General features: G+C 61.3%; 24 protein-coding genes and 1 pseudogene. 14 read left to right on the top strand and 11 right to left on the bottom strand.

The window, feature by feature from the left end:
• The first annotated feature begins 1 nt into the window (after position 1).
• Complete coding sequence (locus BLX89_RS16820; RefSeq protein WP_075292283.1) at positions 2-1,075, top strand: ABC transporter ATP-binding protein; 1,074 nt, start codon at positions 2-4, stop codon at positions 1,073-1,075.
• Here BLX89_RS16820 and BLX89_RS16815 read toward each other — a convergent pair.
• Genes BLX89_RS16815 through BLX89_RS16800 form a run of 4 tightly spaced genes read right to left on the bottom strand, consistent with a single transcriptional unit; the run spans position 1,039 to position 4,942 of the window.
• The gene (locus BLX89_RS16815; RefSeq protein ID WP_075292114.1) at positions 1,039-2,334 is read right to left on the bottom strand and encodes a flavin monoamine oxidase family protein; all 1,296 of its coding nucleotides are present in this window, start codon (positions 2,332-2,334) and stop codon (positions 1,039-1,041) included. The genes BLX89_RS16820 and BLX89_RS16815 overlap by 37 nt on opposite strands.
• Entirely contained in the window at positions 2,331-3,407 is a 1,077-nt protein-coding gene (locus BLX89_RS16810; RefSeq protein ID WP_075292113.1) for an ABC transporter substrate-binding protein, read from the bottom strand. Before BLX89_RS16810 ends, BLX89_RS16815 begins: the two co-directional genes overlap by 4 nt.
• Before the next feature lie 27 nt (positions 3,408-3,434).
• The gene (locus tag BLX89_RS16805; protein WP_198935167.1) at positions 3,435-4,109 is read right to left on the bottom strand and encodes a TetR family transcriptional regulator C-terminal domain-containing protein; all 675 of its coding nucleotides are present in this window, start codon (positions 4,107-4,109) and stop codon (positions 3,435-3,437) included.
• A 29-nt stretch (positions 4,110-4,138) separates the two neighbouring features.
• Positions 4,139-4,942, bottom strand: coding sequence for a class I SAM-dependent methyltransferase (locus BLX89_RS16800; protein ID WP_075292112.1), 804 nt, complete (start codon positions 4,940-4,942; stop codon positions 4,139-4,141).
• 162 nt (positions 4,943-5,104) lie between these two features.
• On the opposite strand from BLX89_RS16800, the pseudogene BLX89_RS16795 reads away from it, so the two are divergent.
• The 5 genes and pseudogenes from BLX89_RS16795 (at position 5,105) to BLX89_RS16775 (ending at position 10,598) form a co-directional block, all read left to right on the top strand.
• Positions 5,105-6,711 (top strand): annotated as a pseudogene (locus tag BLX89_RS16795) (phytoene desaturase family protein).
• A complete protein-coding gene (locus BLX89_RS16790; protein ID WP_075292111.1) occupies positions 6,698-8,272 on the top strand; it encodes a phytoene desaturase family protein in 1,575 nt (524 codons plus the stop codon). Before BLX89_RS16795 ends, BLX89_RS16790 begins: the two are co-directional and overlap by 14 nt.
• Positions 8,269-9,507 carry an aminomethyl transferase family protein gene (locus BLX89_RS16785; protein WP_075292110.1) on the top strand — a complete coding sequence of 413 codons (1,239 nt, stop codon included), beginning with the start codon at positions 8,269-8,271 and terminating at the stop codon, positions 9,505-9,507. Before BLX89_RS16790 ends, BLX89_RS16785 begins: the two co-directional genes overlap by 4 nt.
• A 7-nt stretch (positions 9,508-9,514) precedes the next feature.
• Positions 9,515-9,754: a hypothetical protein gene (locus BLX89_RS16780; RefSeq protein WP_075292109.1), complete on the top strand. Its 240-nt coding sequence runs from the start codon at positions 9,515-9,517 to the stop codon at positions 9,752-9,754.
• A gap of 82 nt (positions 9,755-9,836) precedes the next feature.
• Positions 9,837-10,598, top strand: a complete 762-nt coding sequence (locus tag BLX89_RS16775) for a hypothetical protein (RefSeq protein WP_075292108.1) — start codon at positions 9,837-9,839, stop codon at positions 10,596-10,598.
• A gap of 23 nt (positions 10,599-10,621) precedes the next feature.
• Here the strand turns inward: BLX89_RS16775 and BLX89_RS16770 are convergent, their stop codons facing one another.
• The 5 genes from BLX89_RS16770 to BLX89_RS16750 all read right to left on the bottom strand — a co-directional run bounded on the left by BLX89_RS16770 (position 10,622) and on the right by BLX89_RS16750 (position 15,683).
• On the bottom strand, positions 10,622-11,356 hold the full coding sequence (locus BLX89_RS16770; RefSeq protein ID WP_075292107.1) for an aspartate/glutamate racemase family protein: 735 nt from the start codon (positions 11,354-11,356) through the stop codon (positions 10,622-10,624).
• Positions 11,357-11,363: 7 nt separating this feature from the next.
• Positions 11,364-12,185: an ABC transporter permease gene (locus tag BLX89_RS16765; RefSeq protein ID WP_075292106.1), complete on the bottom strand. Its 822-nt coding sequence runs from the start codon at positions 12,183-12,185 to the stop codon at positions 11,364-11,366.
• Between the two features lie 4 nt (positions 12,186-12,189).
• Complete coding sequence (locus tag BLX89_RS16760) at positions 12,190-13,101, bottom strand: ABC transporter permease (RefSeq protein ID WP_143523668.1); 912 nt, start codon at positions 13,099-13,101, stop codon at positions 12,190-12,192.
• 164 nt (positions 13,102-13,265) lie between these two features.
• Positions 13,266-14,564 carry an ABC transporter substrate-binding protein gene (locus BLX89_RS16755; RefSeq protein ID WP_075292105.1) on the bottom strand — a complete coding sequence of 433 codons (1,299 nt, stop codon included), beginning with the start codon at positions 14,562-14,564 and terminating at the stop codon, positions 13,266-13,268.
• 30 nt (positions 14,565-14,594) lie between these two features.
• Positions 14,595-15,683, bottom strand: coding sequence for an ABC transporter ATP-binding protein (locus tag BLX89_RS16750; protein WP_075292104.1), 1,089 nt, complete (start codon positions 15,681-15,683; stop codon positions 14,595-14,597).
• 265 nt (positions 15,684-15,948) lie between these two features.
• Between BLX89_RS16750 and BLX89_RS16745 the strand changes: the two genes are divergently transcribed.
• Positions 15,949-16,644, top strand: a complete 696-nt coding sequence (locus BLX89_RS16745) for a GntR family transcriptional regulator (RefSeq protein ID WP_075292103.1) — start codon at positions 15,949-15,951, stop codon at positions 16,642-16,644.
• A 6-nt stretch (positions 16,645-16,650) separates the two neighbouring features.
• On the opposite strand, the gene BLX89_RS16740 is transcribed toward BLX89_RS16745, so the two are convergent.
• A complete protein-coding gene (locus BLX89_RS16740) occupies positions 16,651-16,890 on the bottom strand; it encodes a hypothetical protein (RefSeq protein WP_075292102.1) in 240 nt (79 codons plus the stop codon).
• 183 nt (positions 16,891-17,073) lie between these two features.
• On the opposite strand from BLX89_RS16740, the gene BLX89_RS16735 reads away from it, so the two are divergent.
• Positions 17,074-17,310 (top strand): DUF982 domain-containing protein, encoded by a 237-nt coding sequence (locus BLX89_RS16735; RefSeq protein WP_075292101.1) that lies wholly within the window; start codon positions 17,074-17,076, stop codon positions 17,308-17,310.
• 33 nt (positions 17,311-17,343) lie between these two features.
• On the opposite strand, the gene pcaQ is transcribed toward BLX89_RS16735, so the two are convergent.
• Entirely contained in the window at positions 17,344-18,297 is a 954-nt protein-coding gene (gene pcaQ / locus BLX89_RS16730; RefSeq protein WP_075292100.1) for a pca operon transcription factor PcaQ, read from the bottom strand.
• Between the two features lie 89 nt (positions 18,298-18,386).
• On the opposite strand from pcaQ, the gene pcaD reads away from it, so the two are divergent.
• The 6 genes from pcaD (at position 18,387) to BLX89_RS16700 (ending at position 22,587) form a co-directional block, all read left to right on the top strand.
• Positions 18,387-19,184 (top strand): 3-oxoadipate enol-lactonase, encoded by a 798-nt coding sequence (gene pcaD / locus BLX89_RS16725; protein WP_075292099.1) that lies wholly within the window; start codon positions 18,387-18,389, stop codon positions 19,182-19,184.
• Entirely contained in the window at positions 19,184-19,582 is a 399-nt protein-coding gene (gene pcaC / locus BLX89_RS16720) for a 4-carboxymuconolactone decarboxylase (protein WP_075292098.1), read from the top strand. The genes pcaD and pcaC overlap by 1 nt, the downstream gene beginning before the upstream one ends.
• A 9-nt stretch (positions 19,583-19,591) precedes the next feature.
• The gene (gene pcaH, locus BLX89_RS16715; protein WP_075292097.1) at positions 19,592-20,341 is read left to right on the top strand and encodes a protocatechuate 3,4-dioxygenase subunit beta; all 750 of its coding nucleotides are present in this window, start codon (positions 19,592-19,594) and stop codon (positions 20,339-20,341) included.
• Complete coding sequence (pcaG, locus tag BLX89_RS16710) at positions 20,341-20,955, top strand: protocatechuate 3,4-dioxygenase subunit alpha (protein WP_075292096.1); 615 nt, start codon at positions 20,341-20,343, stop codon at positions 20,953-20,955. Before pcaH ends, pcaG begins: the two co-directional genes overlap by 1 nt.
• An 8-nt stretch (positions 20,956-20,963) precedes the next feature.
• Positions 20,964-22,010 (top strand): 3-carboxy-cis,cis-muconate cycloisomerase, encoded by a 1,047-nt coding sequence (locus BLX89_RS16705; RefSeq protein ID WP_075292095.1) that lies wholly within the window; start codon positions 20,964-20,966, stop codon positions 22,008-22,010.
• 85 nt (positions 22,011-22,095) lie between these two features.
• Positions 22,096-22,587, top strand: a complete 492-nt coding sequence (locus BLX89_RS16700; protein ID WP_075292094.1) for a hypothetical protein — start codon at positions 22,096-22,098, stop codon at positions 22,585-22,587.
• Positions 22,588-22,596: the final 9 nt, after the last annotated feature.

Here is a 22,596-nt window from a genome sequence, read left to right as displayed (position 1 = left end):
CATGATCTCGATCCGCTCGGTCAGCCGCTACTACGGCATCTACAAGGCGCTGGACGATGTCTCGCTCGATATCGGCGCTGGCGAGTTCTTCTCGCTGCTCGGCCCCTCCGGCTGCGGCAAGACCACGCTTTTGCGCTCCATCGCCGGCTTCGATACGCCGACCTCCGGCGATATCCGCATTGATGGCCAGTCCGTCATCGGCACGCCACCGAACCGGCGACCGACCAACATGGTGTTCCAGAACTATGCGATCTTCCCGCACCTGAATGTCGAGGAAAACGTCGCCTACGGCCTGAAGCGCCTGAAGCTCGATACAGCGGAAGAACGCCGCCGGGTTGGCGCAGCGCTGGAACAGGTGCGTCTCGGTGCACTCGGCAAGCGTGGGGCGAACGAGCTTTCGGGTGGCCAGCGTCAGCGCGTGGCGCTCGCCCGCGCGCTGGTGATGCGGCCGAAGGTGCTGCTGCTCGACGAGCCGCTGTCTGCTCTCGACAAGAAGCTACGCGAGGAAATGCAGGTGGAACTGCGCTCGCTGCAGAAGGCGGTCGGCATCACCTTCATTTTGGTGACCCATGATCAATACGAGGCGCTCGGCCTTTCCGACCGCATTGCCGTGATGTTCGGCGGGCGCATCGCACAGGTGGCGACGCCGAAGGATATCTACCAGCACCCTCTGACCCGCGAAGTCGCCGATTTCCTCGGCGGCATGAACTTCATGAAGGCGCGCGTGACTGGGGAAACGGCGGGAGAGCTTTCGGTCGAGACCCATCGCTTCGGCAATGTCCGCGTCTCGAAACCGCTCGGCTTCGCTGCCCGCGACGGCCATGCGACGCTTGGCATAAGGCCGGAGCGGCTGCGCGTACTCTGGGATGATGCAGAGGCGGATCATTCGCTCGAAGGCCAAGTGGTCGATCGCCATTATTTCGGCGAGATCACCCACCTGATTGTCGACGTGCCGGGCATGGAAAAGCCGCTCTCTGTTTCGGAAACCAACAATTTTGGTGCCGACGACATCCCGGTCGGCGCGCCGATCCGGCTGGCCTACGATCCGGATGCGCTGGTAGCGTTGCGCGACTGAGCAAGGATGCGCCGCGCCGCCGCCCGGCCTGCCGTGATCGCGCCTTCGATATAGCCGGGAAAGAACGGCGATAGCTCCGACGAGGCGAAATGGATGCGACCGGCACAGGCGCGCAACACGTCTTCGGCGTCGTGGGCCGCCATATCGAGGATGACGTCGCTATAGCCGCCCCCACTCCACCGATCGCCCGTCCAGTCGCGCAAGATGGTCTCCATCGGCCTGCCCGCTTCGGGTCCCAGTGCTTCAACAAGCCGTGGCAGCACGTTTTCAAGAACAGCCGCCTTGCCGCTCCCACCCCACTCAACCGCCAGCGGCCCGCCGATGAAGACGACGAGCAGCGCATCGCCCCCACTGCTGATATCGCAGGCGAAAAGCCCTTTCACATCGCGCCACATCACCATGCCGCTCAGATCGTCATCCCGCCAGATGCGCCGCTCGTAGCGAAAGCAAATCTTGATCACGGTGCCGCTCGCCCAGACATTGAGGGCCGCAGAAACCTCGGGAGGAACCGGTGGCGAAATCTCAATTCGCCGGGCCATGACCGGCGGTACCGCCAGCAGAACCTGCCCGGCATGGAATGTCCTGCCGCCCGCTTCGACGCTCACGCCATCGGCCGCAACGGTAATAGCGTCAACGGGTGTCGAGAGCATCAGCCGCTCACCGAGTTCCGACGCCATCGCCTCAGCTAGAGAGTGCGTACTGTCTTCCAGATAATACTGCAGCTCGGAAACCGTCGTCTCCAGCCGGCGATCATTATCGATGTAGTACCAGAGCGGCAGTTCATCCGCCGGCCTGCACCAGAGGCCATGGATCATCGCCTGGAATCCGGCCTTTGCATCGTCATCCTCCGGCTGCCGCGCCAACCAGTCCGAAACGGAAAGCCCAGAAATAGCAGGATCGCGCGGATCGATCGCGTTTGCACGGCTGCGCAGCGCCTCGACACCCTCGTGAAACCGGAAGGCCTCACGCGACGGTAAGCCCGGCCGCAACACCAGCCTCCCCTCATCCGGCACCGAGACCAGCGGCCGACCGTAACGGCGCACAAGCTCCATCACAGCCGGCATGTCCTCGCTGATAAACTGGCCGCCGGCATCGATCCGCCGGCCAGTGCCAAAATCTGCCGGCTCCACGCGGCCGCCGACACGATCCCGTGCCTCCAGCACGAGAACGCGCAAGCCCGCCTCGATCAACGCATCCGCCGCCGCAAGGCCGGAAAATCCGGCCCCGACGATTAGCACATCGACATCGTCTGCGCTCAATAGCCCGCCTTTATCTTCTCGAACTCGGCGATCATCTTCTGCCGAAGCTCGATCGGCATCGGCGACTGAAACAGCGTATTGCCGAGGAATTTGTCGACATCGGCATAGCCCTTGTCGGCCAAAATCTTGGGATCGACCGCCGCCATGCCCTTGGCATTGGCGTGGCCGTAGCCCCAGGATTCGACCATGTAGGCCGAGATGGCCGGATCGCTGATGGCGTTGAGGTAGTCATACTGTTTTTCGACATCGCCTTCGCCTCCCTTCAGCCGCACATAGCCGCAGACCCAGGTGGAAAGCCCTTCAGCCGTATCCTTCTTGACCGCGGCCGGAACGCCGTCGGCCTGCAGGGTCGTCACCGTCTCGTTCCAGGCCCAGGCGAGATCGACTTCGCCGCTCGCCATCGCCTGGCTGACCTCGGTGTTGTCGGTCCAGTAGAGCCGCACGTTCTTAGGCACGTCGCGCAGGAAGTCGGAGGCCGCCTTGAACTGGTCGTCGGTCATCGTCGTCCAGTCCTTGACGCCGACGGCAAGGCTTGCCAGCGCATAGGCATCATCGACATTGTCACCGATCGAAACGCGATCCTTGAATTTCGGATCGGCAAAAGCCTTGAGCGAAGTAATTTCCTCCGGCTTCACCGTATCGGTGCGGTAGGTCAGCACGGTGTTGCCCCACTCGAACGGAAGCAGCCAGGCCGTGCCATCATCAGACGTCATCAGCCCCTTCATCCCGGCGATACCGGGCAGGATATCCTTCCAGGCCTTCAGCTTCGCAGTATCGAGCGGCTCCAGCATGCCGGCGTCGCGCCACTTGGCGACGCTCTGCGAACAGGGATGGGCAAGATCGGCCTTGAAACCGGAGCGCAGCTTCTGAAACGCCTCCTCCTCATCGCCGAAAAACGCGAAATCCGGCTCGGTTCCATATTTTTCGGTGTAGGCGGGGTGGAAGGCCGGGTCTTCATAGCCCGACCAGTCGAAAACGGTGATGTTATCGGCGGCATGGGCCGCAGTGCCCGATAGCAGGGAGGCGAACAAAGCCGCCGAAAGGGTTCGTCCGATGAAAGTCTTTGCCGTCATGCCATTCTCCCTCTTTTTGTCAGGCCGCTATTTTTTCGGCCCCTCGTAGGTCATGTGTTTCGGGAAAGCCGAAACCAGATGCTCGATCGCCGCCGCATGGGCCTTTTCGCGGGTCAGCCCGTCGCCCATCATCAGCCGCAGCCACAGGCCTTCCATCATCGCGCAGAGCGCCAGCGCCATGGTCTCCGGCTCGTAGCCGTAACCGGCCTCGGATTTAAGATCGGCGCAGAGGCTGACGAAGGTTTCCTGATATTTGACATCGCGGGCACCGCAGAGCGCCTGATAGGTCGGCCGCGATTTCGCCTCGCCCCAGAAGGCGCACCAGGCCGCAAGTTTGCGCTTGGTGCAGATCTTACGGTCGAAATCCGCCGCCACCAGCGCCCAGAGCCGGCCAGCCGCCGTCTCGTCCGCTTTCTCGTAAGCGGCATTCCAATGGGCGGCATATTCGTCGGCCATGAACTGCAGTGTGGCGATGAGCAGGTTTTCCTTGCTCTCGAAATGGAAATTGACGATGCCGCGCGACAGGCCCGCTCCATCGGCCACATCGGCCAACGTGGTTTCCGCATAGCCGCGCTTGGCGAGCGAATCGATCGTCGCTTCGACAAGCTGTTGACGGCGGGTTTCCTTGGATGCCTTGCGCCCACGCCGGTCGGCGTCGGCCGGTTCGGATGCGACTGATGCCGCCTTCATTTTCAATGCCATCGATCTGCCCTTGAGGCCGAGACGCAGGCTCACAAGCCCGCTCCCGCCGGTTTCTCACCGCGCAGATGAGTGGGACAATGCTCCCCGCTGTCAAGAACCTTCTGCATGGCCTCCCAGGTGCGGATATTCTTGTCGACATAGGCGCGGCCGACGATACGGGCAGCCTCCGCACCGAGCGGACCGCGCAGCCGCGCCAGCTCCTCGCGCGCCACATCGCGATACCAGCCATTGCGGCTTTCGGCCCTGAGATTGACGAGCCCTGCCCCGGCCATCGCCTTCAGATAACGCTCCGCCGACGCCATGCCGAAGCTTAGGCCCTCGGCATCGAGATAGGCCCGCATGTCCGGCGAAGGCGCGCCGTCATGGCCGATCATCCAGTCGGAGGCGGCAAAGACGCCGCCCGGCGCCAGCACACGGGCGATCTCACGAAAGATCGCGTCCTTGTCCGCCACATGGACCAGCGCATCCTTGGAAAAGACGACATCGAAACTGCCATCCGCAAAGGGTAAGCCGCCCGGCGCTGCCCGAACGAAGGTGACGCGATCCGAAAGACCGGCCGCTTCCGCCGCCTGCCGCGCCTTCTCGATCACAGGTTTTTCGACATCGAAACCGACGATGGAAGCAGGCCCATAAGTCCGGGCGATATGCAGCGTTATCCCGCCCGCGCCGCAGCCGAGATCGAGCACACGTCTGCCGGAAAGATCGAGCCCGGAGAGAACCCTATCCACCTCCTCCGGCCCGCCCGGCGAGAGATAACCCTCACCCCAGAGCACTTCGAGGAAGCAGATGGCCGCCTCGTCATATTCCGGTTCCTGCCCTGCCGTCTCGATCATGAAATCTCCAGGCTTTCCGTCCCGCCTCACCGGCTTGGATGCTGATACGAAATCCTATCGCATAATCAGGCAATTGCAACATACTTGCTGAATGATCATTCAAAATATCTAGACAACATTCTGCTTTTCATGTCAGATTTTCCGTCAACAAGGGGAAGGAAAATGAAAAAACACGACGTTGTCATGATCGGCGGCGGGCACAACGGGCTGGTTGCCGCCTGTTATCTCCAGCGCGCCGGGCTCGATGTGATCGTGCTCGAAAAGAACGACTGGGTGGGCGGCGCTGCGACCAGCCGGGAGCTGACGCCCGGCTATCTCTATTCCAACTGTTCCTATGTCTGTTCGCTGTTCCGGCCGGAGATCATGCGCGATCTCGAACTGCCGAAACACGGGCTGCAGGTCATCGCCTATGAGGGCGGCGCGGTCTTCACCCGCGACGGCGATTACCTCGCCTCCTACCGCGACCACGACAGCCACCGCCGCGAATTTGCCCGCTATTCCAGGCGCGATGCCGAAGCCTATGAGCGCTACGCCCGCGACGTCACCCGCCAATGCCGCTTCATCCAGCCGCTGCTGATGCGCACCGCACCCGATCCCTTCGGTTTTCGGCCGCGCGATATTTCCGAACTCCTCTATCTTGCGAAGAAATTCGGCGAGTTCAGCCCGCATGAAATGGCGCAGACCCTGCGCTTCTGGACCATGTCGATCTCCGATTTCCTCGACGAATATTTCGAGACCGATGTGATCAAGGCCTATCTCGCGCTTTCCGGCATCATCGGCACGGCACTCGGGCCGATGTCGCCCGGCACAGCTTACGTCTTGCTGCATCACTATATGGGCGAAGTGGATGGTTCCGTCGGCGCCTGGGGTTATGCCCGCGGCGGCATGGGCGCGGTGACGCAGGCGCTGGCCCGCTCCTTCGAAGCCTCCGGCGGCACGATCCGCACCGGCGCGGATGTCGTTAAGGTGATGACCCGTGGCGGCAAGGCCTCCGGCGTTGTGCTTGCAGGTGGCGAAGAGGTGCGCGGCAAACTCGTTGTTTCCAATGCCGATGTGAAGCGCACCTTCCTGAAGCTGGTGGATGAAGACGCCCTACCGGAAGACTTCGTCCACCGGGTCAAACACTTCAAGATGCGCGGCTCCTCCGGCAAGCTCAACATCGCGCTGGATAGCCTGCCCGAGTTCCCGGCTCTTCCTGCATACGCGGCGACATGCATTTTACGGACTCGATCGAGCGCATGGAGCGTGCCTATGACGACTGGAAGGACGGACGCTGGTCGGCCGACCCCTTCGTCGACATGGTGATCCCGACGACGCTCGACCCGACCATGGCCTCGCCCGGCAAACATTTCATGAGCTGCTTCGTGCAATACTGCCCGCCCAAGGTCGAGGGCCGCGACTGGACGGATGCCGACCGCGACGCCTTCGCCGAGACGGTGATCAAACAGATCGCCGAGTATTCGCCGGGCTTCCGCGACCGCATCGTCCATATGGAAGTGCGCACCCCGCGCGAAATCGAAAACGAGGTGGGCCTGACGGAAGGCAATATCTTCCAGGGCGAACTTACCTTCGATCAACTGCTCTTCAACCGGCCGGTTCCGGGCTACGCGCAATATCGTAGCCCCATCGACGGTCTTTATATCTGCGGCTCCTCGACCCATCCGGGCGGTGGGGTGATGGGTGCGCCCGGTCGCAACGCCGCCGCCGAAATCCTGCGCGACCTCAAGCGTCCCAATGAACTGATGAGCAAAGCCCATGACGTCATTTGATTCCGCCTCGAAGGCCTACGATGCCATCGTCATCGGCGCCGGCCACAACGGCCTTGCCGCCGCTGCCAAGCTTGGCGCCAGCGGCCGCAAGGTGCTGGTGCTGGAAGCCGCGAACGAACCGGGCGGCGCGATGCGCGGCCGCGAATTCGCCCCCGGCTTCCGCTCCGCCGGCCTCGCCCACCTGATCAACCGGCTCGACCCGGATGTCACCCGCGATCTCGGCATCAGGCTGACCTCAAGCACGGCCATGCCGACCTCTGTTCTTGATGGCGACAAACAGCCGGTCGTGCTGCACGGCGCCTATGGCGACAGCATCGATGGTGTCAGCGCCGATGAAGCCGCCGCTTTCATCCGCATGCGGGATAAGCTGATTTTTCAGGCCGGCATCCTCAAGCGCTTTCTGCGCCGCGCGTCGCCTCAGCTTGGGGCCATCGGCATGGCCGACCTTGCTACCTTCGCCTCCGCTGGCTTCGGCCTTATCCGCAAGGGCCGCGGCGAAGGCCGCGATTTCCTGCGCATGATGCTGATGAACGTCGCCGATGTCGCCGACGAATATCTGGAGCATGACCGGCTGAAGGCCCTCGTCGCCTTCGATGCCACGCTCGGCATCCATCTCGGCCCCCGTTCGCCGACCTCGTTGCTCGGCCTCTATTATCGCCTGACCGGCGAAGTCGCGGGCAGAGCTGGCGGCCAGTTCATTCCTGAAGGCGGCATGTCCGCCGTCGCACCCGCCTTCATCAAGGCGGCGGAAAAGGCAGGCGTCATCATCCGCTGCGGCACATCAGTCGGCCGCATCGTCGCGGATCGCGGCCGGGCCTCCGGCGTCATTCTTGCCGACGGGCAGGAAATCGCCGCCCCTGTCATCGTCGCCGCCGTGCATCCGCAGACGGCCTTTCTACAACTGGTCGATCCCGCCGAAAGCGGCACAGGCTTTACCCGCTCGCTACGCAACCTGCGCACGGCGGGCAATGTCGCCAAGCTCGATGTCGCTCTTGATCGTATACCGAGCTTCCTCAATCTGCGGCCTTCGGATCATGCCGGCCGCATCGTGCTTGCCCGCTCGATGGAACAGGTGGAGCGCGCCTTCAACCCGGCGAAATACGGCGAATTCTCCACCGATCCGGTGATGGAGATCGTGCTGCCAAGTCTGGCCGATGCCTCGCTTGCTCCCTCCGGCGCCTGTACGCTCTCGGCACTCGTTCAATATGCGCCGCACAAGCTGAAAATGGGCTGGGAGGCTAGCAAGCCGCTGTTCCTTAAGATCATTCTCGATACGCTGGAGCGGCATGCGCCGGGCATATCGAAATCGATCGTCGCCGCCCATCTGAGCACGCCCGCAGATATCGAGGCAGATTACAATCTACCCGGCGGCCATTGGCACCATGGCGAGTTGCAGGCCGACCAACTCCTGATCAACCGCCCGACAGGCGCCGCCTCCGGTTACACGACGCCGATCGAGGGGCTTTATCTCGCCAGCGCCGGGGCGCATCCGGGCGGCGGCATTTCGGGCCTGCCCGGATGGAACGCAGCCCGCCACATTCTTTCCGGAGCACGGCCATGAATGCGATGACCCCACCTCTGAACGCCACCGACGGTCGTCGCGCGGCGCGTAGCCACATCGAGACCCCGCGCCTCGAAACGCCCTTTCACGCCCGCCTGATCGCCCTCAGCGAGACCAACGACTGGTACAGCTGGTCCGGCTATAAGGCGCCGCACAAGCTGTTCGACGAGGAACTCGAATATTTCGCGATCCGCTCGACCGCGGCCCTGTTCGATATCTCGCCGATGGTGAAATACCGCATCTCCGGCCCGGATGCGGAACGCTATCTCAACCGCCTGACCCTGCGCGATGTCCGCAAGCTCGGCATCAACCGGGTGCACTACACCGCCTGGTGCGACGATCACGGCCATGTGCTTGATGATGGCACCCTGTTCCGGCTTGGTGAAGACACCTTCCGCCTCTGCTGCCAGGAACGGCACCTGCCCTGGCTTCTCGATAGCGCCTTCGGCTTCTCCGTCGATATCCACGAAGAGACCGAGGAAATCGCCGGCCTCGCACTGCAAGGCCCGACCAGCTGCGCAACGCTTCTTGCCGCCGGTTTTTCCGGTGTCGAGCGGCTGAAGCCTTTCGATATTGCGAGCTTTCCGCATGAAGCGGGAACCGTCACCATCTCCCGCACCGGCTTCACCAGCGATCTCGGTTATGAGCTTTTCGTATCCCGCGCTCTGGCATTGTCGCTCTGGGATAGGCTCTGGCAGGCGGGCAAGCTGCATGGCATACGGGCGATCGGTTATGCCGCGCTTAACACCGCCCGCATCGAGGCCGGCTTCATCGTTGCCAATACTGATTTCATCACCGCCGAAGCGGCTCTTCGTGCCGACCGGGTGCGCATGCCCGACGAGATCGGCCTCGACTGGCTGGTCGATCCCGAAAAGCCGAATTTCAACGGACGTAAAGCGATACTTGAAGCACGCCGGAATCAAACTCTGAAGCACATCCTCGTCGGCCTTGAAATTGAAGGGAATATTCCGGCCGAGCATGCGATCGTCTATCACGGCAAGAAGCGCGAAGCCGGCCTCGTCACCGCCGCCATCTGGTCGCCAACCGCCAAGCGCAACATCGCCATCGCCACGCTCGACCGGCCCTACGGGGTCAAGTTCAACGACGATCTGTGGGTGGAAATCTATGCCCTGCGCGAGCTGCGTTACCAGAAGATGATGAAGCGCGCCCGCATCGTACCCCGCCCCTTCGTCAAGCTCGCCCGCCGCACCCTGACCCCGCCGGGCACTTTCTGAAACGCTCATGGACGAGGAAGAACGCCAGAACTGGACCCTGATCCACACGCCCCCCGGCGTCGAATGGTCCGGCCGCGCCCGCTATGCGGCAGCGATGTATTTCTTCCAGAAAGGCGAGATGGCAGCGGAGGTGCTGGAGGTCTATCGCATCTGCTCACGGTTCGATGCGGAAAACCCGCTGGATGTGCTGCGGCGGTGGCAAATCGGGAAGGAGTGGATTGAGAGGATGGAGAACACGGTTTCATAACTCTGCACCAAATAGGCAGGTTCATACAATTTTAAGAATGACATCAACCTTAAATTGAAGTCATTTTGCCAGTCTGCGCGACATGTCAAAAATTGTCAGCGCCACCGTTCCCGCCCTGCCAAGGGTCTCCCGCCCATCATTCGGCTTCTGGCCCTATCTGGTGGTTGGTGCGGTGCCGTGGCTGTTTGTCGCCACCGTCTTCAGAATTCGCAGCCACACGAACATGGCGACGCTGGTCTTCGGTACGCAGCTCGTCCAGTTGATGGTCTTCATGGCTTTTCTCTTGATGAGCCAGCGTATGATCAACCTGACCGGTGGTGGGACAAGCCTCGACAAGCTTTCGTTCCGGGATCAGACGAAGCTCGGCTGGGCCGTTCTCAAACGGGTTTTGGGTGTTTCAGTTCTTGTGTTCGTGATCGGCTATCTTGCGGGCGTGCATCCGTTTCATCTCATCACCCTTGCTTTGGGCATCGATGGGATCGTGTTCCCATGGTATGGCCAATCAAACCCGGCATGGAATGCGTGTGTGGCCATGCTGGCATTCCTGATGGTCGTGGAACAGGGGCTCGACAGACCTCCAACTCTACGCAGCGTGGCGCGGGAGCTCGGTAAGAGATGGCTTTATATTCTGCTGGGGACAATCGCTGTTTGGCTTTTCCTGAGCGGTGCAAATGCACTCCAACGCATGCTTACAGCAGCACTTGAACCGTACTACGCCGCAAGCGCGGGGCCCTTTCAGCGTTACTTCTATACGGGCTATTTTCTAGGAACCTCCTATATCCGGCTCTGGATCACCGTCGCGATCCTCACCTATGCTTTGAAAGCCTCCTACCGCCAACCGTGAACGCTACGCTCGATTTGAGCTTGTTACTCCGTCGGCGCAAACATGCTCATCGCGCCCGTATAAGCCTTCGCCAACGGTGCCGCATAAGACCCTCGCTTGCTTGTCGTCAGCCGCTGCGCCACCAGCGCCTCCGCCTGCTTGATCGCCGCTGATACGCCATCGATGACGGGAACGTGGTAGTCCTGCTGCAACGCATAGGCCAAATCCGCCATGCCGGCGCAGCCGAGCACGATCGCTTCCGCGCCATCCTTTTCCAGAGCCAGTTCGATCTGTCGGCGCAGCTTATCTAGCGCCCCGGAGCCTTCCTCCTCAAGCTGGAGCACCGGAATATCGGCCGCCCGCACCTTGGCGCGATGGCCAAGACCATAGCGGGCGGCCAGATCCTCGATCAACACGCGCGAGCGCTCCAGCGTCGTCACCACGGTAAAGCGCTGCGCCAGAAAACCGGCTGTCACCAGCGCGCTTTCGCAGATACCGAGCACGGGGATGCTTGCCATGGCGCGGGCGGCATCGAGCCCGGTGTCGTCGAAGCAGGCGATGACGGCGGCCTCCGCGCCCGCCGCCTCTCCCTTGCGGATTTCATCCAGCAGGCCGGGCAGCGCCAGCGCGCCGTCATAATGGCCTTCGATGGATGCCGGTCCCATGAGCGATGTCGCCGCCTCGATTTTGGTCATGGGACCGGCGACCGCGCGCGCTGCGGCGGCGGCCTTTTCTGTCATCGAGCGGGTCGTGTTCGGATTGACGAGAAGGATGCGCATGAGGAACTCAGACGAGCCGGGCTTGGCGGCGGCGCAGATAATAAATCGTGCCGAGCGTGCCCAGGATGATGGAGAAGGAGAAGAGCGTCGTCACCGTGCCCAGCGCATAAAGCACCGGCGTCGTGACGTTGGTGGTCATCCCGTAGATTTCGAGCGGCAGGGTGTTGTAGGTGCCCGACGTCATCAGCGTGCGGGCAAATTCGTCATAGGACAGCGTGAAGCCGAACAGGCCGACGCCGACGAGGCTCGGCGCGATCATCGGCAGCAGCACATGGCGGAATGTTTGCCACGAGGTTGCCCCGAGGTCGCGCGCCGCCTCTTCATAGGCTGGCGAAAACCGGTTGAAGACGGCGAACATGATCAGCACGCCAAAGGGCAGCGTCCAGGTGAGATGCGCACCGAAGGCCGAGGAATACCAGGCCGGTTTCAGGCCAAGCTGCTGGAAGACGACACCGATGCCGAGCGAGATGATGATCGAGGGCACCACGAGGCTGGCTACCGAAAGATAGAACAGCACCGTCGCGCCACGGAATTTTCGCCGGAAGGCAAGCCCCGCCAGCAGAGCGACCACGACGTTGACGATCATCACCATCAGGCCGAGCGTGAAAGACCGCTTGAACGAGGCGCCGAAATCGCCCACCGCCTGCTGTTCGAACAGGTTGAAGAACCAGTGCACGGAAACGCCGTTCAGCGGAAAGGTCAGGCCGCCGTCCGGCCCCTGGAAGGAGAGGATGAAGACGGCGGACAACGGGCCGTAGAGGAACAGGACGAAGAGCGTGAAGAACGCCGCCAGCACGTAGAATTCGATTGTTCGCTTCTCGTGGGACATGGACTTACAGCTCCTTGCGGATATCGACGACGCGCAGGATTGCGGCGACCATCAGGAGGACGACGACCAGCAGCACGACGGCATTGGCGGCAGCAGCCGGATATTGCAGCAGCGACATCTGGTTCTTCATCATCAGCGCCACGGACGCGCTCTGCCCGCCGGACATGACCTGCACCGTCGAGAAGTCGGCCATGACAAGGGTGACGACAAAGATCGAGCCGATCGCCATTCCGGGTTTTGCGAGCGGAATGATCACGTTCCAGAGGATCTGCCAGCCGGTAGCACCGGCATCACGCGCAGCCTCGATCAACGACTTGTCGATGCGCATCAGCGTGTTGAAGATCGGCGTGACCATGAACAGCGTGTTCAAGTGGACCATGGCGAGGATGACGGCGAAATCGGAATAGAGCAGCCATTCGATCGGCGCAGGGATAATGCCCATCTCGATCAGCGTGGTGTTGACGAGACCGTTGCGGCCGAGAACCGGAATCCACGAGATCATGCGGATGATGTTGGAGGTCAGAAACGGCACGGTGCAGACGAGGAACAGCACCATCTGCATCGTCGTCGTGCGGATGTGGAAGGCGAGGAAATAGGCGACCCAGAAACCGATGAGAAGCGTCAGCACCCAGACCATGGCCGTGTATTTCAGCGTGTTGAGATAGGTTTTCCAGGTGACCCAGGAACCGAGCGTATCGGTGTAGTTCATCGTCAGGAAATCGGGATAGAGACCGGCGAAGTCATAGTCCCAGAAGCTGACGATAATGATCGTCAGGATCGGCAGGACGAAAAAGAAGCCCAGGATCAGCACCAGCGGCACCGCCTGCAGATAAGAGGCGATGGACGCCGCGATCCCGCCGATACGCTCGGAGAATGCCCGCTTCGGCTGCACTGTGCTCTCGTCTTCCGCTGTCATGGCTGCCACGGTGTCGTCTCCGTTTCGATTGCGCAGGGGAACGGCCCCTCATCCGCCCTATCGGGCACCTTCTCCCCGCTTGCGGGAAGAAGGGATATGCCGCCCGCTCCGTCGTCCCCTCTCCCCGCATGCGGGGAGAGGGCTAGGGTGAGGGGCAATCTTGGTTACGCAGCGATGAACTCGTTCCAGCGCCGGACCATGTAGCGGTCCTCGTCCATCACCGAGTTCCAGCAGGCGACCTTGCCCATGCGCTCTTCGAACGAGCCGCCATCGCGAACGGCACCGGCCTTCTCCATGACCTTGCCTTCCGGCGAGAGGATATCGCCCTGCGCCGGCTTGCCTTCGATCCAGTAGCCCCATTCGTCGGCCGACATGTATTCCTTGGCGGTATCCATGGCGGCGGAGTAGTAGCCCTGGCGGTTGAGGTAGCCGCCGACCCAGCCGGAGGTGTACCAGTTGATGTACTCATAGGCCGCATCGAGCTGGGCTCCGGAAAGATGCGCGGCAAGGCCGAGACCACCACCCCACGAGCGATAACCTTCCTTGAGCGGCTGATACTTGCAGGCGATGCCCTTGGAGCGGACGGCGGCGACGGCCGGCGACCACATGGACTGGATGACGACTTCGCCCGACGCCATCAAGTTGACGGACTCGTCGAACGACTTCCAGAAAGCGCGGAACTGGCCGTCCTGCTTGGCCTTGATCAGGAAGTCGATGGTCGCGTCGATTTCTTCCGTGGTCATGTTGCCCTTGTCGGCATACTTGATGTTGCCCATGGCTTCCATGATCATCGCCGCATCCATGATGCCGATTGACGGGATGTTGAGGATCGAGGTCTTTCCCTTGAAGGCCGGGTCCATGATATCGGCCCAGGTGGTGATCTCGCGGCCGACGAGGTCCGGGCGGATGCCGAGCGTGTCGGCATTGTAGATGGTCGGAACCATCGTGAAGAACTCGGTTTCGCTCTTTGCGAAGGTCTTGTCGCCGATTGCCTCGACATAGCCGACGGTGTGCGGCGCGGTGCCCTGGGCAATGACGCTGTCCGGCGTCAGCTTGCCGGTTTTGAACAGCGGCACGATCTTGTCGTAATATTTCAGCTTCTTGATATCCATCGGCTGGATAACGCCGGCCGGGAAAACCTTCTTCAGGATCCAGTATTCGATATCGGCGATATCGTAGCTATCCGGTTGGGTCACGGCGCGCTGGGCAGCGGCGTCCGAGTCGGTCGCGGTCATTTCGAGCGTGATGCCGAGGTCTTCCTTGCACTTCTCGGCGATGGCATTGATGTTCGAAACGCCGGTGCCGAACTGGCGCAGCGTGATCGGGTTCTGCGCCCAGATGGTCGGGAAGCCGGTGATGGCACCCGAGCCGACGATGGCGCCGGCAGCGGCCGCGCCCGTCTTCAGAAGCGAGCGGCGGGAGATGCCCTTCGCTGCCTTCGTGGTTTTGGTTTCAGTGGTCATTCTCTCGTTCCCTCTTGTTGAATGTTTGTATCAGGCAGCCATGCGGCCGAGCAGGACGGCGTCCTCCAGGGCCCAACTCAGTGACACCGCGTCCCCAACGGAGACCGGCTTTGCGAAATAGTCGGCGTCGGTTGCGATTACCGTGAAGTCCTCGCTTCCGGCGCCGATGACGGTGATTTTGACGGACGAGCCCCGGTATTCGACATTGGATACGATGCCGTTGAAACCAAGCGCCTTGTCAGTTGCTTCTGCGATACGGACGCGATCGGTGCGCACGCCGATATCGATCGGTGCGCCCGCCTGCTGCTCGGGACCGGCGACGATGAACTTCTGGCCTTCGGCAACTTCAAGCGTCACCTTGCCACCACCGCTTTCGACGACGCGGCCGGTGAGCACGTTATGGTCGCCCATGAAGCGGGCGACGAATGCAGTCGCCGGGCGCTCGAAGACCTCGCGCGGGGACGCCGCCTGCTCGATCTTGCCGTCATTCATGATGACGATGATATCGGCCAGCGCCATCGCCTCTTCCTGGCTATGGGTGACGTGAACGAAGGTGATGCCGAGGCTCTTCTGTAGCTTCTTCAATTCAGCGCGCATGCGGATCTTGAGGAAGGGATCGAGGGCCGACAGCGGCTCGTCCAGCAGCAGGGCTTCCGGATCAGTGATGAGAGCGCGGGCAAGCGCCACGCGCTGTTGCTGGCCGCCGGAAAGCTGGGCCGGACGCCGGTTGGCATAGGGCTCCATCTGCATCAGCTTCAGCATCTCCAGCGCCTTCGCCCGGCGCTCTTCCTTCTCCACGCCCTTCATCTTCAGGCTGAAGGCCACGTTGTCGACGAGATCAAGATGCGGAAACAGCGCATAGGACTGGAACATCATCGCCGTGCCGCGCTTAGCCGGCGGAAAATCTGTGACGACCGTATTGCCGAGACGGATATCGCCGGACGAAATGCTCTCGTGGCCGGCGATCATGCGCAGTGTCGAGGTCTTGCCGCAGCCGGAGGGGCCGAGAAAGCAGCAATAGCTGCCGGAGGGAATTTTCAGGCTGATGGAATGCACGGCAGTGGTGCTGCCATAGACCTTGGAAACGGATACGATATCGATTTCAGCGGCTTTGGACATCATGTCTCCCCTGTGACGGGATTAACGATGCATTCGCCGTGCCAGATCGGATGTCGCTTAATAAGCCATTGCGTTCAAACGGCTTTTCAAATTTTCAAAGTTGCACCATTTTTCTGCAATCATCATTTTGCTCAGAAAATAGGCTTTCGTACTCAATTAAGGCAACAGATCGTATACAATTTGACCGATGAATTTTCTACGATTGACGATTAACTTTGCGGGGCAAGCGCTATACACTCATAGGCAGAGTGTTAAGAGTTCATCCATGACCACAGCCGCAACCGATCCCATCGACATCGACACGCAGTATATTCGCGAAGCCATTCGCGATGCGATTGTCGATCGCCGTCTGGCGCCCGGCACCAAGCTTTCGGAAGCCGATGTCGGCGCCCTCTTCCATGTCAGCCGCACGCTCGTTCGTGGTGCGCTGCAGGCCCTTTCCTATGAGGGACTGGTCAATGTCGAGAAAAACCGCGGCGCCTTCGTCGCCAATCCCTCGCCCGAGGAAGCGCGACAGATCTTCGCCACCCGGCGCATGATCGAGCCCGGCGTGCTGATGGAAGCCGCCAGGCACATCACGCCATCGGATATCCAGCACTTGAAACAATTGCTGATGGAAGAGCGCCGCCTGATGGGCGAGCGTGGCCAGTCGGCCCGCCGCGCGGAGATCAAGGCTTCCGGCGATTTTCACCTGATGCTGACATCGCTCACCAAAAATGCCGTGCTTCAACGTTTCATGGATGAACTCGTCGCCCGCTCGTCGTTGGTCATCGCGCTTTATGGCCAGTCCGCCATTTCCAGCTGCGGCCATCATGAGCATGAGGATATTCTGGACGCCATCGAGAAAAAGGACCTCGAGCGCGCCTGTAAGCTGATGATCCATCACATCGATCACATTGAGGCTGACCTCGACCTTCGCGCCGAAAAGGGTTCCGAACTCAAGGAAGCCTTCCGTCTCTGACCGTCGTCAGCCCTCCATCCGCTGCGCCTCCAGCACCATCTTCACGCCCACCACCATGATCGCGCCATAGAGCAAGATGCCGAGCAGGAACCGGCCGGGCGCCGCATCGAAGGAGAGTGGCGCATCGGGGTTATAGCCGAGGCTGATGATGCCGCCCATATCGTTGCTCACGAGGCCGATGATCAGGTACAGGCCATTGACGACGATGAAAATCCACCCAAGCCAGAGCTTGCGATTCCTCGACATGATGCTTCCTCTCCCTATTCGTCCAAGCGCAGAAAAACTGCGTGTTCCATGATGACGAACGCGGGGCGCCGCTTATTCAAGCGCATCCGACAATAAGCGGAAAAGAATGTAAAATCAGGGCCGGAACCTTCCCCGATCCATCGCGTTTCCTCGCCGCAATTTCAATACGCATGCGAGGACGAGTTGAGTTACAAGCCCTTCCCCACCCCCGTCAGAGTGACCATTAAACAGAGCCAGGAAAACATCATCGCCAGCGCCTGGGACGCCGTGGAGTTTCTGCGTCGCTGGCCAGGCAAGCGCGACAATGCCTATCGCCGTGCGCTTCAGCATTGCCTGGATGCGCTGGACGGCATCCGCAGCCCAAAGGCTGCCTTCGCCTCTTTCGTGACCGCGGCCCGCCAAGCCGGCATTCTGGCCTGACCTCCCATCGCTGCGCGTTTCCTCGCGCAGCGATTATTTATCTGAAACCTCAATGCGTACGACCACTCCCGAACCAAGCTCGCGCGCTGCTTCGCGAATGGTCTGCATCAGAATTTGCTGAGGCATGGAAGGAACCGAATCCGTCCTGACCGTCAGCCCGACCGGCCCGCGCGTCTCGACCGTATCGATATCGAGAATTTCCAGAAGACCATCTTCCACATCCGAGGCGACGACGCCGGCGGAGATGATCCAGATGGCATCACTGCTGCGCACGAAAGCACGCCCGAAGGAATCCGAGACGGTCTCGATCTGGTTGGTGACCCCGACAATGCCATTGGCAATCAGGAACCGCTCGACGAAAGGCCGGATGATGGAGCCGCGCGTCGGCATGAGAACAGTATAGTTTCCAAGGTCGCCGAAGGTTGATGCCTTGTTCGCGAGAAGGGGATGCCCCTTTCGCACCACAAAGACCACCTGCTCGGAATAAAGATGCTCGAACGAAAATCCGGTCATCTGTTCCGGTGCGGCAAGACGACCGACGACAAGATCGAGATCGCCGATCCGCAACTGCTCCAGCAAAACCGAATTTTCTCCGGTGACGATCTTGATCCGGCTGCCCGTCTTCTCCTCCAGAAAATGCTGCATGGCGCGCGGCATGATGCGTGTGGAAACGGTCGGCAAGGCACCGACCCTGACGGGCGGCCCGTCACCCGAACGCTCCTGAGACACGGAATCGAGCCCCTGCCGGATCGCCGTCAGGGCCGCTCCGGCATGGCGCAGGAATGCCTCGCCGTAACGGGTGATCTTGATGCCGCGCCCTTCCCGCTCGAAAACGGCGACGCCCAGCACCTCCTCCAGCTCGCGGATCGTCTTGGTCACTGCCGGCTGGCTGACGTGCAAAAGCTCTGCCGCCTTCATCACGCTGCGCTGGCGTGCAACCTCGACAAAGGTCTGCAGATGACGAAACTTCACACGGCTGTCGACCATTGACACATAACCCCGGAGTTAATGAATTACCGGAAAATGTCATTTTACCTAACCAAATTAAAGTTCCAATTTGGCTTCGGAGGAAAATCATGCAGTTCGCACGCATCAACGACATCGCCCTTCACTACCAGGTGATCGGCGGCACCGGTGACAAGCCGGTGCTGGTCTTTTCCAATTCGCTGGGCACGGATTTCCGTATCTGGCGCGACGTGATCGTGCGGCTGGCCGGCGATTTCGCGATCGTGCTCTATGACAAGCGCGGCCATGGTCTCTCCGATGTTGGTGATATCCCCTACTCCATCGACCTGCATGTTTCCGATCTCGCCGGCCTTCTCGATTTCCTGTCGGTGAAAAGCGCTGTCATCTGCGGCCTTTCCGTCGGCGGGCAGATCGCGCAGGGCCTCTATGCCACGCGGCCCGACCTCGTGCGCGCACTGATCCTCTGCGACACCGCCCACAAGATCGGCACGCCTGAGATGTGGAACACCCGTATCGCAGCGGTCGAAGCCAATGGCATCGCCAGTCTTGCCGACAGCGTTCTCGAGCGCTGGTTCACCCCGGCCTTCCGCCGGCCGGAAAACATCGCCTTTCACGGCTATCGTAACATGCTGATCCGGCAGCCCGTCGCCGGCTATACCGGCACCTGCGCTTCCGTCCGCGATGCCGATTTCACCGAAGCCGCAAAGAAAATTTCCGTTCCGACGATCTGCATCGTCGGCGATCAGGACGGCTCCACGCCGCCCGATCTCGTCTTGTCGACCGCGCGTCTCATTCCCGGCGCGCGCTATGAAGTGATCAAGGACGCCGGTCATATCCCCTGCGTCGAACAACCGGAGGCGCTGACGGCAATCCTGCGCGCCTTCATCGATACATTGGAGCCAGCCTGATGAGCGAAGCGACTTCCGAACGATATGCCCAGGGGCTGAAAACCCGCCGCGCCGTGCTGGGAGATCGCCATGTGGACAAGGCGCAGGCGAAAACGACCGAATTCGACCAGCCCTTCCAGGAATTGATCACCGAGGCTGCCTGGGGCAATGTCTGGTCGCGACCCAACTGGACCAAGCGGGAGCGCTCCATGGTGACGATCGCGCTGTTGGCCGCTCTTGGTCATGACGAGGAGGTGGCCATGCATGTGCGCGCGACAATGAACACCGGCGCCAGCCGCGACGATATCCGCGAAGCGCTCCTGCATGTGGCGATCTACGCAGGCGTTCCAGCGGCCAACCGCGCCATCAAGATCGCCAAAGAGGTTTTCGAGCATATTGATGCCGAACAGGCTGCATGAGGCAGAACAATGACTGATTTTTCCAACCGGAAGCCGGAAACCGGCGCCTTTTTCCCGCGCGACCGCGGCTGGCATGCACCCGGCCTCACCCCCGGCTACAAGACCTCCGTGCTGCGTTCGCCGCAGAAGGCGCTGCTTTCGCTGGATGGCACGATTTCGGAAATCACCGGCCCGGTCTTCGGCCATTCGATGCTGGGCGAACTGGACAACGACCTGATCCACAACTTCGCCAAATCCGGCGAAAGCGCCATCGGCGAGCGCATCATCGTGCATGGTCGCGTGCTGGACGAGCGCGCCCGCCCCGTGCCCGGCGCGCTGCTCGAATTCTGGCAGGCCAATGCCGGCGGCCGCTATCGCCACAAGAAGGAAAGCTATCTCGCGCCGCTTGATCCGAATTTCGGCGGCTGCGGCCGCACGATTACCGATGAAAACGGCTTCTACAGCTTCCGCACCATCAAGCCAGGCCCCTACCCCTGGCCGAACGGCGTTAACGACTGGCGTCCGGCCCATATCCACTTCTCGGTTTTCGGCCACGGCTTTGCCCAGCGGCTGATTACGCAGATGTATTTCGAGGGCGACCCGATGATCTGGAAGTGTCCGATCGTCGCCACCATCCCGGACCGCGCCGCCATCGAACAGCTCATCGCGCCGCTCGACTGGGCGAATACGATCCCGATGGACGCCCGCGCCTACAAGTTCGATATTGTACTGCGCGGCCGCCGCTCGACGCTTTTTGAAAACCGCATGGAGGGCAACTGATGGTCCAGTCGCTCGGATATCTCAAGGAAACCCCGTCGCAGACGGCAGGGCCTTATGTCCACATCGGCTGCACGCCGAATTTCGCCGATATCACCGGCGTTTATCCCTCCGATCTCGGCTCCAGCATGGTCAACGAGCGTACGCTTGGCGACCGCATCACCGTCACCGGCCGGGTGATCGATGGCGCCGGCAGCCCGCTCAAGGATGCGCTGGTGGAAGTCTGGCAGGCCGATGCTAGCGGCCTCTACAACAGCCCGGCCGAAATGCGCGGCACCGCCGATCCGAATTTCACCGGCTGGGGCCGTTGCGCCTCTGACGGCCAGACCGGCGTCTACAGCTTCGAAACCATCAAGCCCGGCCGCGCCCCGTTCAGGGACGGCCGCAAGATGGCGCCGCACATCACCTTCTGGATTGTGGCGCGCGGCATCAATATCGGCCTGCACACCCGCATGTATTTCCCTGAGGAAGTCGAGGCCAATGCAGCGGATCCGCTGCTGATGCGCATCGAACATCGCCACCGTGTCCTGACCATGGTGGCAACCCGCGAGGGCTCGGTCTATAACTTCGATATCCATCTCCAGGGGGAGAAGGAGACCGTGTTCCTCGATATCTGAGTGCAGGCATGACCGTTTCCGTCTTCGAGCATCCTTTCCTTGCCGGCCTTCTTGGCGATGAGGAAATTGGCGCCCATTTCACAGTCGAGGCCGATATCGCGGCCATGCTCACCTTCGAGGCGGCGGTTGCAAGGGCCGAGGCTGGCGCTGGCCTGCTCTCGCAAGCCGATGCCGCCCGCATCGCCGAGGTCTGCTCCGGGTTTCGCCCGGATGTGGCAAGCCTGCGCAAGGCGGTCGGCACGGATGGCGTCGTCATCCCCGATTTGGTCAAGCAACTGCGGGAAGCGATTGGCGGGGATGCGGCGAAGAGCCTGCATCTCGGCGCAACCAGCCAGGATGCGATCGACACGAGCCTGATGCTGCGGCTGAAGAAGGTCTTCTACATTCTCGCCGGACGCCTCTTCACGGTAGCGAAAAGCCTTGAAAAGCTCGACGCGCAGTTTGGAAGCCGCGCCCTGATGGGGCGTACCCGCATGCAGGCGGCCATCCCGATCACCGTCTCCGACCGGTTGGCAAGCTGGAAGACACCGCTTGTAGAATACAGCGAGCGCCTTATGCAGCAGCGTTTCCCGCTGCAATTCGGCGGCGCGGCCGGCACGCTCGACAAACTCGGCGACAAGGCGGCCCCTGTGCGCTCGGCGCTCGCAGCCGAACTTGGGCTTTCCGACCAGTCACAATGGCAAAGCCAGCGCCTGCCCATCGCCGATATCGCCCATATCTTCTCGCTGATCACAGGCAGCCTCGGAAAATTCGGTCAGGATATCGCGCTCTTGGCGCAGGCCGGCGGCGAGATCAAGTTGCAAGGCGGTGGCGGCTCGTCTGCCATGGCGCACAAGCAAAACCCTGTCGCGGCCGAAACGTTGGTGGCGCTCGCCCGCTTCAACGCCACGCAGATCGCCGGCATTCAGCAATCTATGGTGCATGAGCAGGAACGCTCGGGTGCCGCCTGGACGCTAGAATGGATGATCCTGCCGCAGATGGCCATGGCGGCCGGCGTTTCCCTGAAGCTCGCCGCGCAACTGGCCGACAACATCGTCAAACTCGGCACGGAATAACCGGCAACATTGTCCGTACGAGGATTGACGGACGGCTGGAGCGGAGCCGAAAGATAGACCAGATCAATCTGGACGAATCGCTGACATGCGCGACCCCTTCTCCAATCCTTTCCCCGCCACCGATCCCGACCGCCGCGAAATCTGGGACATGCTGGTCACCCGTGATATCGACGCTTTTCTGGCAGCCGACTGGAACCGTGTTGCCGGCGATTTCATTGAGACTGGTTTCCTCGCCATCAGCGGCAACAAGGCCGACAATCCCGACCGCTGGACGCTCGCCTTCCCAGATCTTGCCGCCTACCGCGACGAATGGCTGCGGCAGGCGCAGGATTTCGCCAGGGAAAGCTTTGCCGAAGACCCGCGCACCGCAATCTTTACCACCACCCATCTCACGGAGATCGAGATTGCTAGCGATACGGCGCTGGTGCGCAAGAAATTCGACGGCAGTATCCTGAAGGCAGACGGCACCCGTGACATCATGCAGTGGCAGACGCTCTACACCTGCCGTCGCGACGGCGGCCGCTGGAAGATCGCCGGCTTCACCGGCTACCTGCCCTATCCGATGGGCACGGTCTGAGAGACAGAT

The sequence above is a fragment of the Pararhizobium arenae genome (assembly GCF_001931685.1).
GTDB lineage: Bacteria > Pseudomonadota > Alphaproteobacteria > Rhizobiales > Rhizobiaceae > Pararhizobium > Pararhizobium arenae.
The sequence above is the reverse complement of the archived record's forward strand: the minus strand, read 5'-3'. Positions and strand labels throughout refer to the sequence as shown.

What these genes read in the sequence shown, in the direction of transcription:
- BLX89_RS16820 (WP_075292283.1), top strand. Translation starts at nt 2, where the DNA reads ATGATCTCGATCCGCTCGGTCAGCCGCTACTACGGCATCTACAAGGCG.
- BLX89_RS16810 (WP_075292113.1), bottom strand. Translation starts at nt 3,407, where the DNA reads ATGACGGCAAAGACTTTCATCGGACGAACCCTTTCGGCGGCTTTGTTC.
- BLX89_RS16805 (WP_198935167.1), bottom strand. Translation starts at nt 4,109, where the DNA reads ATGGCATTGAAAATGAAGGCGGCATCAGTCGCATCCGAACCGGCCGAC.
- BLX89_RS16800 (WP_075292112.1), bottom strand. Translation starts at nt 4,942, where the DNA reads ATGATCGAGACGGCAGGGCAGGAACCGGAATATGACGAGGCGGCCATC.
- BLX89_RS16790 (WP_075292111.1), top strand. Translation starts at nt 6,698, where the DNA reads ATGACGTCATTTGATTCCGCCTCGAAGGCCTACGATGCCATCGTCATC.
- BLX89_RS16785 (WP_075292110.1), top strand. Translation starts at nt 8,269, where the DNA reads ATGAATGCGATGACCCCACCTCTGAACGCCACCGACGGTCGTCGCGCG.
- BLX89_RS16780 (WP_075292109.1), top strand. Translation starts at nt 9,515, where the DNA reads ATGGACGAGGAAGAACGCCAGAACTGGACCCTGATCCACACGCCCCCC.
- BLX89_RS16775 (WP_075292108.1), top strand. Translation starts at nt 9,837, where the DNA reads ATGTCAAAAATTGTCAGCGCCACCGTTCCCGCCCTGCCAAGGGTCTCC.
- BLX89_RS16770 (WP_075292107.1), bottom strand. Translation starts at nt 11,356, where the DNA reads ATGCGCATCCTTCTCGTCAATCCGAACACGACCCGCTCGATGACAGAA.
- BLX89_RS16765 (WP_075292106.1), bottom strand. Translation starts at nt 12,185, where the DNA reads ATGTCCCACGAGAAGCGAACAATCGAATTCTACGTGCTGGCGGCGTTC.
- BLX89_RS16760 (WP_143523668.1), bottom strand. Translation starts at nt 13,101, where the DNA reads ATGACAGCGGAAGACGAGAGCACAGTGCAGCCGAAGCGGGCATTCTCC.
- BLX89_RS16755 (WP_075292105.1), bottom strand. Translation starts at nt 14,564, where the DNA reads ATGACCACTGAAACCAAAACCACGAAGGCAGCGAAGGGCATCTCCCGC.
- BLX89_RS16750 (WP_075292104.1), bottom strand. Translation starts at nt 15,683, where the DNA reads ATGTCCAAAGCCGCTGAAATCGATATCGTATCCGTTTCCAAGGTCTAT.
- BLX89_RS16745 (WP_075292103.1), top strand. Translation starts at nt 15,949, where the DNA reads ATGACCACAGCCGCAACCGATCCCATCGACATCGACACGCAGTATATT.
- BLX89_RS16740 (WP_075292102.1), bottom strand. Translation starts at nt 16,890, where the DNA reads ATGTCGAGGAATCGCAAGCTCTGGCTTGGGTGGATTTTCATCGTCGTC.
- pcaQ (WP_075292100.1), bottom strand. Translation starts at nt 18,297, where the DNA reads ATGGTCGACAGCCGTGTGAAGTTTCGTCATCTGCAGACCTTTGTCGAG.
- pcaD (WP_075292099.1), top strand. Translation starts at nt 18,387, where the DNA reads ATGCAGTTCGCACGCATCAACGACATCGCCCTTCACTACCAGGTGATC.
- pcaC (WP_075292098.1), top strand. Translation starts at nt 19,184, where the DNA reads ATGAGCGAAGCGACTTCCGAACGATATGCCCAGGGGCTGAAAACCCGC.
- pcaH (WP_075292097.1), top strand. Translation starts at nt 19,592, where the DNA reads ATGACTGATTTTTCCAACCGGAAGCCGGAAACCGGCGCCTTTTTCCCG.
- pcaG (WP_075292096.1), top strand. Translation starts at nt 20,341, where the DNA reads ATGGTCCAGTCGCTCGGATATCTCAAGGAAACCCCGTCGCAGACGGCA.
- BLX89_RS16705 (WP_075292095.1), top strand. Translation starts at nt 20,964, where the DNA reads ATGACCGTTTCCGTCTTCGAGCATCCTTTCCTTGCCGGCCTTCTTGGC.
- BLX89_RS16700 (WP_075292094.1), top strand. Translation starts at nt 22,096, where the DNA reads ATGCGCGACCCCTTCTCCAATCCTTTCCCCGCCACCGATCCCGACCGC.